The 10,296-nt window shown below is 37.4% G+C and carries 8 protein-coding genes and 1 pseudogene; 4 read left to right on the forward strand and 5 right to left on the reverse strand.

All coding sequences use genetic code 11. The annotated features are described in order from the left end of the window. Positions 1 to 27: 27 nt before the first annotated feature. Both AC1DDX_RS21875 and bcp read left to right on the forward strand, forming a co-directional pair. Positions 28 to 1,749 carry a M23 family metallopeptidase gene (locus AC1DDX_RS21875; protein WP_337717354.1) on the forward strand — a complete coding sequence of 574 codons (1,722 nt, stop codon included), beginning with the start codon at positions 28 to 30 and terminating at the stop codon, positions 1,747 to 1,749. A gap of 4 nt (positions 1,750 to 1,753) precedes the next feature. Next, positions 1,754 to 2,212, forward strand: coding sequence for a thioredoxin-dependent thiol peroxidase (gene bcp, locus AC1DDX_RS21880; RefSeq protein ID WP_172661200.1), 459 nt, complete (start codon positions 1,754 to 1,756; stop codon positions 2,210 to 2,212). Here the strand turns inward: bcp and AC1DDX_RS21885 are convergent. The 4 genes from AC1DDX_RS21885 to AC1DDX_RS21900 all read right to left on the reverse strand — a co-directional run bounded on the left by AC1DDX_RS21885 (position 2,204) and on the right by AC1DDX_RS21900 (position 8,611). Then, positions 2,204 to 4,288: a response regulator gene (locus tag AC1DDX_RS21885; RefSeq protein WP_337717352.1), complete on the reverse strand. Its 2,085-nt coding sequence runs from the start codon at positions 4,286 to 4,288 to the stop codon at positions 2,204 to 2,206. The genes bcp and AC1DDX_RS21885 overlap by 9 nt on opposite strands. A gap of 195 nt (positions 4,289 to 4,483) precedes the next feature. Continuing rightward, positions 4,484 to 5,761, reverse strand: coding sequence for a sugar MFS transporter (locus AC1DDX_RS21890; RefSeq protein WP_477622594.1), 1,278 nt, complete (start codon positions 5,759 to 5,761; stop codon positions 4,484 to 4,486). Between the two features lie 166 nt (positions 5,762 to 5,927). Beyond that, complete coding sequence (locus AC1DDX_RS21895) at positions 5,928 to 6,707, reverse strand: DUF4974 domain-containing protein (protein WP_337717350.1); 780 nt, start codon at positions 6,705 to 6,707, stop codon at positions 5,928 to 5,930. A gap of 62 nt (positions 6,708 to 6,769) precedes the next feature. Then, the gene (locus AC1DDX_RS21900; protein WP_337717348.1) at positions 6,770 to 8,611 is read right to left on the reverse strand and encodes an ABC transporter ATP-binding protein; all 1,842 of its coding nucleotides are present in this window, start codon (positions 8,609 to 8,611) and stop codon (positions 6,770 to 6,772) included. A gap of 290 nt (positions 8,612 to 8,901) precedes the next feature. On the opposite strand from AC1DDX_RS21900, the gene AC1DDX_RS21905 reads away from it, so the two are divergent. Then, positions 8,902 to 9,084 (forward strand): pirin family protein, encoded by a 183-nt coding sequence (locus tag AC1DDX_RS21905; RefSeq protein ID WP_262889297.1) that lies wholly within the window; start codon positions 8,902 to 8,904, stop codon positions 9,082 to 9,084. Positions 9,085 to 9,095: 11 nt separating this feature from the next. Here AC1DDX_RS21905 and AC1DDX_RS21910 read toward each other — a convergent pair whose 3' ends face one another. Further along, positions 9,096 to 9,647, reverse strand: coding sequence for an RNA polymerase sigma factor (locus tag AC1DDX_RS21910; RefSeq protein WP_337717346.1), 552 nt, complete (start codon positions 9,645 to 9,647; stop codon positions 9,096 to 9,098). A 318-nt stretch (positions 9,648 to 9,965) separates the two neighbouring features. Between AC1DDX_RS21910 and AC1DDX_RS21915 the strand changes: the two are divergent. Next, a pseudogene (locus AC1DDX_RS21915) lies at positions 9,966 to 10,296 on the forward strand (transketolase); the annotation flags it as partial.

Consider the following 10,296-nt stretch of genomic DNA (forward strand, 5'->3'; position numbering starts at 1 on the left):
ACTTAATTTCGATATAAAATAGCATTGATGATTAAACTGAACTTAACACTAATACTTGTTGCTCTTTCAGTAGTATGCTTAAAAGGACAACAAGTATTCAGCGGCAACAAATACCCACTAGTGGATTTCAGGGCTCCTCTAGACATTACACCACCGGCTCTGGCCGGCTCATTTGGAGAATTAAGGGCTAACCACTTTCATTCTGGCATGGACTATCGGACCAATCAACGAGAAGGCTACCCCGTATATGCCATTGCAGATGGATATATCTCCAGGCTTCGGGTACAGAACAGCGGCTTCGGCCTTGCCCTTTACATTAATCATCCAAATGGTTACACTTCTGTTTATGGCCATCTTCAACGCTTTAGCCCTAAAATAGCACAACAAGTAAAAACCATTCAATATCAAAAGAAGAGTTATGAAGTCGACTCCTTTCCTAACTCACTGCTTATACCAGTGCACAAGGGAGATGTTATTGCTTATTCTGGCAATACAGGAAGCTCGGGTGGCCCTCACCTTCATTTTGAGATCAGAGACACTAAAACAGAAGCTACAATCAATCCGCAGCTATTTGGTCTAGAAATACCAGACAACATCCCCCCTGTGCTTTATTCCATGTATGTTTATCGTTTAAATAAGAAACCATTTAACGAATTTACACCTAAACAATACTTTCAGATTAGTGGAGCCCCCGGCAATTACCACCTTAACAAAGTAACCACAATCAATTTAAGCGGTGAGGTTGGCTTTGGTATTGTTGCCACCGACAAACACAACGGTGCTTCGGGAACAAATGGTGTTTATTCTATTCAGCTCGAGATAGATGGCAAACCTATTTATACTTCGGCTCTTGAAAAATTTCAGTTTGATAATAGCAGGGGAATCAACTCGCATATAGATTATCCAACGTTTATAAACACTAAAAGAAATATTCAGAAAAGTTTTGTTGATCCAGGCAATCCTTTAAATATCTACAGCAATCTGATAAATAATGGCCGGGTAGAATTCACTGACGGCAAGCTACATCAGGTAAAGTATATTATATCAGACGCAACGGGCAATAAAAGTGTTCTGTCATTCAATGTGCAGGCCGATGAAAAAGCTATAATAAACAGCCCTGAGCCCTCTGCAGGTACTCATTATTCATATGCTACGCTCAATGAATTTAACAACCCAGATGTAAAGGTAATCCTTCCAAAGGGCACGCTCTATAATGATCTTAACCTTATATACAAGACCTTACCAAAACCGTTAACAAATGCATTCTCGAATATACATCAGATTCATAACCCTTTAACTCCATTGCATTCGGGATTTGAAATATGGATTAAAGCAGACAGTTCAATTAACAAGTACAAAGAAAAGGCCCTTATCGTAAGTACTTCAAGATCGTCACAAGGCGGATATTATGAAAATGGATATGTAAAAGCCAAACCACGCACCTTTGGAAGCTTCTTTATAGCCATAGACACTATTCCACCAAGCATAATCCCCTTAAATATATCAGATGGGAAAAGCATGGCTGGAATAAGTAAAATGTCATTCAAAATCAGAGATAACTTATCCGGAATTAAGAGCTTTAATGGCTATATTGACGGAAGATGGGTATTAATGGAGTTTGACACCAAAACAGCTTCTTTATGGCATACATTTGATGACACTACGCCTCCGGGCAAACATATGCTGGAGGTGATTGTTTCAGATATGAAAGACAACATCAAAAATTATTCAATTTCTTTTTATAAATAGCATTATGAGTGAATTAAAAGAAGGCCAAAAGGCCCCGAATTTTACTGCGAAAGACCAAGATGGCAACAATGTTTCCTTATCACAATTTATCGGAAAAAAAGTAGTACTCTACTTTTATCCTAAAGATGACACCCCAGGTTGTACTGCAGAAGCGTGTGATTTCAGAGACAATTATCAGGGACTAACAGCCAAAGGAATTGTAGTATTGGGCGTAAGTGTTGATGACGAAAAATCACACCAAAAATTTGTTACAAAACACAGCTTGCCATTTACACTCCTTGCTGATACTGATCAAAAAATTGTTGAAGCTTACGGTGTTTGGGGCGAAAAAAATATGTATGGAAAGAAATATATGGGAACCCATAGAACTACTTTCCTTATTGATGAAACTGGCCTCATCTCGCACATCATAAAAAAGGTAGATACTAAGAATTCAACTGCACAGGTTTTAGAGTTACTTTAGTACAGACTTTTCATCTTTATGCTTACTTCCAACAAGATGCTGAATCTTTAAATTTAGTTCATCCGAACTAAAAGGTTTAGAAACATAGTCATTCATTCCAATTGCCAGGCACTTCTCGAGCTCTCCCTGTATGGTATGGGCCGTCATAGCCACAATTGGAATACCTGCTTTTTCTGCGCCCATCCGGCGTATGTATTTAGTGGCCTCATATCCGTCCATTTCCGGCATTTGCAGATCCATTAAAATAATATCAAAATCCTCGCTCTTATATTTTTCTATACCTATTTTCCCATTTTGAGCAATTGTGGTTTCGTATCCTCTCTTTTGCAATACCTTGATAACCAAAAGCTGATTAATTGGATTATCTTCAACAATCAGCACTTTGATTCCCCTTCCAGGCTCTTCTCCAGTATCAGGTCCGGCAGGAATATGGTTATCCTTTTCACGATCATTTATTTTCACAAAAGGCATTCTGAAATAAAACACAGACCCGTCTCCCGGGGTACTTTCCAAGAATATTTTTCCATTCTGTAGTTCAACCAGTCGTTTAACCATACTCAATCCTAAACCAACCCCCCCAAACTTACGTGAAGTTCCACTTGTACCCTGCTCAAACAACTCAAATATTTTCTGTTGCTTTTCGATTGGGATTCCAATCCCTGTATCTTTAATCCTGAACTCAATAATCACATTCTCCTTGGTTTCTTCTATAAGATCTGCAGAAATAACCACCTCGCCTTTTTCTGTAAATTTTATGGCATTGGATACCAGGTTCACAAAAATTTGAGAGAGCCGGATAGAATCCCCAATAAAAATATTTGGTACTCTTGTTCCTATAGAATAGCTTAAACCAATTTTCTTAAACTTGGCATTAGATTCCACATAAAGACAAGCATCTTTAATTACATCCCTAACTTTTAACGGTTGTTTAATAAAATCAACATCCTCATTACCAAGCCCGGAAAAATCCAAAATGTCATTTAATATCCTCATTAAATGATCGGCAGATTTTATAATCATCTCAATTGCCTCAAGATGTTCTTTATCAACCAGGGACTCTCTAATATAGCTCGCAAACCCTTGAATACCGTTCATAGGAGTCCTTATTTCATGGCTCATATTTACAAGGAAAACGTGCTTGGCTTTCTCAGAAGATTGAGCTCTATGCCGCTCAGTTACAAGTTTAGCTTCCGTAACCTTTGATTCTGCTACTTTATGTTCCAAGGTCTCAATCATTTCATTAAATGCATTAGCTACCCTTCCAATTTCATCATTTGCAAAAATCTTTACGCGGGTGTCAAGTTGCCCTTTCTTTACAAGTTCGGCACCCTCTACGATAACATCCAGGCCTTTTTTAATACTTTTGTTTATAGATATGGCAATAACAATGCTAGTTGTACCAATGGTTATCGAAAGCGCCAGAACCAATTTAAGCACCATACTTTCTAACCATCTTGCGCCTTCTCCAAGTGTATAAGAAAACCCATCTTCTAAAATGGTAAGCTCAGTATTAAGTCTTTCAATTTCGTTTAGCAAAATCTTTATCTTTTCCTTATCTATCTTTGGAGCCGTAATCAACGCATGAAGTTCCTCACCAATCGTAAGAAGCTCATCTAAAACCGGCTCAGCTTTTTGCCATGCAACAAAGGCTTTATTCAAGTAATACACCTTACTAAATCTCTTGGTGAGGCCAATCATATTATCAATATCGGCTGGATGATTTCTGCCTTGCAAAAAACCCGCTCTTACTGCCTCCAGATCAGGATTTGCCTTTCCCATTTCTATTCTGGCAATTTTATCACCAAAAGGAACCTTTAGAAATTCTTTAAAAGCGTGATAATTCTTTTCATCATAAGTGTAGCCATACTCCCTGAGGTTCAGAATAGCATTCTTCTGCGATTTGGACCATAGTCCTTCCCCACCGACGTAAGATCTAACTGCTGACAGTGTCGTAATTGAGAACCATAAAGTGCACAACTCTACTATAACCAAAAAAGTGATTATACCAATGGTAAAATATAGTTTTCTGGATATAGATATATCATTGAGCTTCTTTCGTAACAAGGAAATAAGCATAACTAGAATTTTAATCAAATGTAAAACCCTAATTTTTTACATTTTTTTTAAAAATAATCCTTTTAACCTGAACAAGGCACCTATTTGCCTCATTCATTTTGTTCAAAAAACAGCCTATTTCCATTGTCATAAATGAATAAACACAAAAAAAAGGCTATCTTTTCGGACAGCCTTTTTCTTCTTTATACTTTATTCTTAAGATTTAATCTTATGTCCGTATACGGCAAAGAACCATATATATAAATAACAAGGTAGCACACTCACAAAGAAGGCAAGCTGGAAATGCATATGTGCATAATCCTTAAGGTAGCCATAAATCAATGGCCAGATCGCTCCACCTGCAATACCCATAATCATGATTGCCGATCCGGTTTTAGTAAACTTTCCTAATCCTTTAATGCCCAAAGGGAAAATAGCAGGCCACATTAATGAATTTGCCAGCCCCAAAAGTCCAACAAAAATTACTGAATAGTAACCGGTGGTTACATAAGCGGCACAGATAAATATTACACCCAAAATTGCACAGATTTTTAATGCAGCCTGTTGACTGATGTACTTAGGAATAGCGATAATCCCTATCACATAGCCAACCAGCATACTGGTTAATGTAAGTGTTGTAAAGTACTTGCTAATGTCGGCACTGATCCCTAAAGCTTTACCATACACTCCAATTATATCGCCAGCCATAACCTCCGCAGCCACGTAAACAAAAATACAGAAGGCTCCTAAAAATAAATGTGGAAATTGGAAAATTGAAGTCTTTGTCGATTTTACATCATCACCTTCAATTACCTCTTCCTTATCTACATCCACTTCAGGCAGGTGAGAGTATTTAATGAACAATGCAAAAGCAGTAAATACAATTGCTAAAACAATGTAAGGTGTATAAACGCGACCTAAAACCTCGGCTAAAAGGGCTTCTTTTTCAGCAAGGGTAGTTGCTGCATCATTAATTTTGGCTTCAATACCAGACGCATTTTTAAGAAACAAGGTACCCATAATAATAGGTACAATAATGCCGGCAAATTTATTACATAACCCCATTATACTTATGCGTTTCGCCGCACTTTCTATCGGACCTATAATACTAATATATGGATTTGAAGCAGTTTGCAACAAAGATAGAGCAGCACCTTGGATAAATATACCTGTGAGGAACAGACCAAAACTTCTTGAACTTGCAGCCGGGATAAAGATTAAAGAACCGAAAGCCAAAATAAGCAATCCAATAATGATACCATTTCTAAAGCCCAGTTTTTTAAGAATCCATGATGATGGCAATRCTAAAAAGAAATAAGCAATATAAGAAGCAAATGTTACCAGAAAGGCTTCAAAGTCAGTTTTCAAACCACAAGCCAGTTTCAGAAAGGGTATTAATGTGCTGTTGGCCCATGTTACAAAGCCAAAAATGAAAAACAGAGCCCCAATAGTTACAATGGGCGAAATTACAGTCGAGTTTGTTTGGTTGGTCATAATTAGGTTTAGGTTTTGTTTACTGTTTTTTTTTTTTTGTTAAAAAATTTTTGAACACTTAATATTTGCTCATTTTGTTTGCGCAAACGTTTGTGTATCCTATCAATTACCATGTTATTAAAAAGTTGTGGTGCTATTTAGGCAGGACAGCCAAATTGGGGAAAAACTATCGATACCGAAGTTCAACCATGATCCTTCTGCCTTCAATCTTAAATTTAGCGGGACCGGTTCTTTCGAGCTTATTGAGTAATGAATAGATATTACTGAACCTGTAGGTGGAGCCGGTGTATAAGGTTTTACCAATATTGCAATCGGCATATATTACATCTACATCATACCAGCTTTCAATCCTTTTCATGAGAGATTCAAGAGTTTCATTCTTGATGGTAAAGAAACCTTGTTTCCAGGTTATCGCTTCTTTTATATTTATATTATAAACATGGGCATTCTTATCAACAAGGGCTGAATGCGGGCTTGGTTTTAAAATCAAGGATTGATCGTTGGCTCTTAATATTTTAGATCGGGGCAATAAATTGGCTTGCGAATCATTACTTTCAATTACGCTTTTATTATTAAGGTAAATAAAAAAGCCTGTAGAAAGTGCTAAAAGAATAATGGCGGTGGCTCCATATTTTAAGAATTCATAATCCCATTTCTTTGTCAATTCAGGTTTTGGAGAAATATATACTTGATCTTCAGTAGGTATACGATCGCCATATTTTTCCATAAAGTTTGCAAATGCCGCAGGTGCGCTTGTAAAACTTCGCATCTCCATTAGTTCAGCTTGTCTATAAGACGGATCCGTCAGCTGATCAAACAAAATCTTGTTTGTCTTGCTTTCAGATATCCATATCTCCAAATCACGCTCATCAATTGCGTTCAGCTCCCCTCTAATCTGCTTACCTATGATGGACACTATTCTTTTAATTTGCTCTTCTGATTGCATCCTTTTTCGATTGATGCTATTATTACGATGCGAAAACTCAATCGTACTAATCAAATCTTTTTTTACCTATATCCCATTGCCTGCAGATCAAACAATTCAGCATACCTTCCTTTCTTAAGGATCAATTCTTCATGACTGCCGATTTCTATCAATTGACCCTTCTCTAGTACAAGTATTCTATCGGCCATGCGCACAGTAGAAAATCGGTGAGAGATCAGTACAGCAGATTTCCCTTTTGTTAATTCCGCAAAACGTTGAAAAACCTCATATTCAGCCCTCGCATCAAGGGCCGCTGTTGGCTCATCAAGAATTAAGAGTTGTGCATCCTTCATATACGCTCTGGCCAGAGCTACTTTTTGCCACTCTCCACCAGACAACTCTACTCCTTGAGAAAAGCGTTTACCAAGCATCTGATCGTAATGAAAAGGGAGCTTTTCTGCCAGTACATCTGCTAAGCTTTGTTTTGCTGAATTTTCTATCAGAGCTCTATTATCCTGTTCTTGTATATTTCCAACTGCAATATTTTGTGCAAACGTCATTTGGTAACGGAGATAATCCTGAAATATAATACCAACGTTCATCCGCAATTCGTCCAGGTCATATTCTTTTAAATTCACCCCATCTAGCAATATCCTACCCTCTGTTGGGTCATAAAGCCTTGCCAGTAACTTAACCAATGTAGTTTTGCCAGAGCCGTTCTCTCCTACCAATGCAAGCTTCTCATCAGGATGAAGTGTAAAGCTTAAATGGCGGTTAGCCCAACGTTCTGAATGTGCATATTGAAACCCGACATCTTCAAACTTAAAACCTTGTCTAATGGGATTCGGGAAAGGCTTAGCCTGTGGCAAATTTCGGATTTTAGGCTGGATTTCAAAAAACTCAAAGAAATCACTAAGATAAATAGCTCCCTGAGAAACTGCTGTAAAACGTAACAACACTCCTTCAATTAACGAGCGCATCTGTCTGAACGAGCCTGCCATAAATGTAAGTTCACCAATAGTAATACTTCCACTAATGGTTCTATATATAATATATACATAAGCAAGATAATATCCTGTACTTCCTAAAAAGGCAAAAAAGGTGCCCCATACCGAGCGTTGTAAAGACAATTGTTTATTCTCTGTATAAAACCTTTCTGAAAGTGTTTTAAAACGGCTAATGATAAAACCGGAAAGATTAAATACCTTAACTTCTTTTGCCGTTTCGTCGCTAGCACCCAGATAGCGAACATAATCAAGTTCTCTTCGTTCAGGTGTTCTCTTTCTTGAAAGGGCATAACTCTGATCATTAAAATATGATTCACCCAAAAATGCAGGGAGAATAGTAACCAATAATACAACTATGAGCCATGGATTAAAGGCAACTAATCCTACTGCAAGAAATCCCATGGTAATCAGGTCCTGGATCTGACTCATTACCTGCGATAATAGCACAGTACGGCCCACCGTTTGCTGCCTTGCCCGCTCCAGTTTATCATAAAAGATCGAATCTTCAAACTGGTCTAAATCTAAAGTTGCGGCGTGGTTCATGATCCTTACTGACGTATAATTGGAAAACAAATCACCCAATAAACCATCCATCAAATTAATAGCACGGCTCAGAATATCAGTTAGTATAGCTAATCCAAACTCCAACGCCACCAGTTTCCACAGATATTCTTGCGAATGGCTGGTTCCGTCATTGCTTAAGTGCACTACTTCATCAATGATATGCTTACCTACCCAAAGGATAGCGAGAGGCATAATTGATCTTGCAATTCGCAGGGCAAAATTGCCTATCGTCATCCATCTGCTGGTTTGCCATACCAGTTCAAAAAACTCTGGCAAATTCCTGAACGCGGCTATCCGCTCTTTAAAAGTTAAAGATTTGATGTTTAAATCTGCAGTCGCTTTTTTAGGATTCAAATGGCATTAAATTTTCACTAAATTAGAAAAAGGAAGTCAATTAAGGTCTTTTATAACAGGAAATCCTCATAATAGTTTAGTTCTAAGCCACCCCTTTTAACCTGCTCCGCATAACTTTCTCCGATTGGGAGTATAATATGACTCAGTTGTATCTTTCTATTTTGAACAGATCTGAGCCGAAATAAAGGAATAATATAACTTCTGTGAATTCGCCTAAATTACTGTTCTGGGATGAACTCTAGTATCTTTTTTAAAGACATTAATGTTAAAACAGGCTTATCATTAGTCAAATGAATCTTTATGTAATCCTCCATACTCTCAATATATCTGGGGCTTTTGAAATTAATGGTCGGTTAATGCACGCGAGAGATGGATTGGCTCTTTGGGATGTAAATTCAATTGAAATAGAAGCTTTAAGTGCCGAAGCGACCTATTCTGCCTTGAATTATTTAATTAGACGCTTCCAAAAGTAACATAAAAAGTACTATACAAGCCTGCCTCTTAGAATGGAGACACCCCTGGTTTTCTGATTTTTAACCGTTTGAACAGAAAGTCCAAGCTTTTCTGCAATCTCTTCGTTACGAAGCCCCTCAATATAACTCATAGAAACAATTCTACTACATTGTTCTGGCAAACCATTAATTTCGAGGTAAATATCCCTTAAAACCTCGGAACGAATCATTTCATAAATAAAATCTGGTTCCTGATCTCCAATCCGCATCGCAAAATTCAATTGCCTTTCTTTAGCATGATTATTCTTGCTAAGATGGTCCATACAGGTACGCTTGGTAACCATATACAAATACGATCTCAAATGCTCTGAACAACTGATATGATGATTGCATTTCCAAAGTTTCTCAAAAACCTCTTCAACGATGTCCTCGGCTTCCTGCACATCAAACACATACTTGTTCGCAAAATAACATAGAGAAGAAAAATATTTCTTAAATACGTGGCCAAAGGCCCGCTCGTCCCCCTCACCGAGTTTAACGAAAAGATCTGATTCACTCCAATATTTTAATTGGTTGGCATGCATCTATTTCTTTGTTTGGTATGCAACTAACATAAATATAAACAAATATTTTCTAAATGTTAAAAAATTATTTTTCAATTGTCGGCATAGTTTAATATTACACCCTTTCAGTTTAGATCAACAAAAAACAATTTACTAGTAGCTAAAACAGGTATTTTCTGACCTGCGTTTTTTTGCCATGTCTTTTAATATTCCTTTTTATTATTATCTGAGTATTTTTTAAAATATAAGCCCTATAATTGGAATATTTATTTTAACTGTGCGCATGAATGCTTGCGCAGTTTTAGTTAAGTTTGTCATATTAATCAACAACCCCAATTAATGAAACATACAATCAAAGAATTAGAAGATATTGCTTCTCAGGTAAGAAGGGATATTGTTAGAATGGTACACGGCTGCCAATCTGGTCACCCGGGAGGGTCTCTAGGCTGTGCAGATTTCTTTACCGCACTGTATTTCGAGGTAATGAACCACTCTACTGATTTTACAATGGATGGAAAAGGCGAAGATTTGTTTTTCCTTTCTAACGGACACATTTCACCAGTTTTCTACAGCGTTCTGGCCAGGTCGGGATATTTCGACATTAGTGAACTGGCAACTTTCAGAAAATTAAATTCAAGGTTACAAGGTCACCCCACAACTCACGAAGGAC

The organism is Pedobacter sp. 10L46_2 (genome assembly GCF_056395165.1).

What these genes read in the sequence shown, in the direction of transcription:
- bcp (WP_172661200.1), top strand. Translation starts at nt 1,754, where the DNA reads ATGAGTGAATTAAAAGAAGGCCAAAAGGCCCCGAATTTTACTGCGAAA.
- AC1DDX_RS21875 (WP_337717354.1), top strand. Translation starts at nt 28, where the DNA reads ATGATTAAACTGAACTTAACACTAATACTTGTTGCTCTTTCAGTAGTA.
- AC1DDX_RS21885 (WP_337717352.1), bottom strand. Translation starts at nt 4,288, where the DNA reads ATGCTTATTTCCTTGTTACGAAAGAAGCTCAATGATATATCTATATCC.
- AC1DDX_RS21905 (WP_262889297.1), top strand. Translation starts at nt 8,902, where the DNA reads ATGAATCTTTATGTAATCCTCCATACTCTCAATATATCTGGGGCTTTT.
- AC1DDX_RS21910 (WP_337717346.1), bottom strand. Translation starts at nt 9,647, where the DNA reads ATGCATGCCAACCAATTAAAATATTGGAGTGAATCAGATCTTTTCGTT.
- AC1DDX_RS21895 (WP_337717350.1), bottom strand. Translation starts at nt 6,707, where the DNA reads ATGCAATCAGAAGAGCAAATTAAAAGAATAGTGTCCATCATAGGTAAG.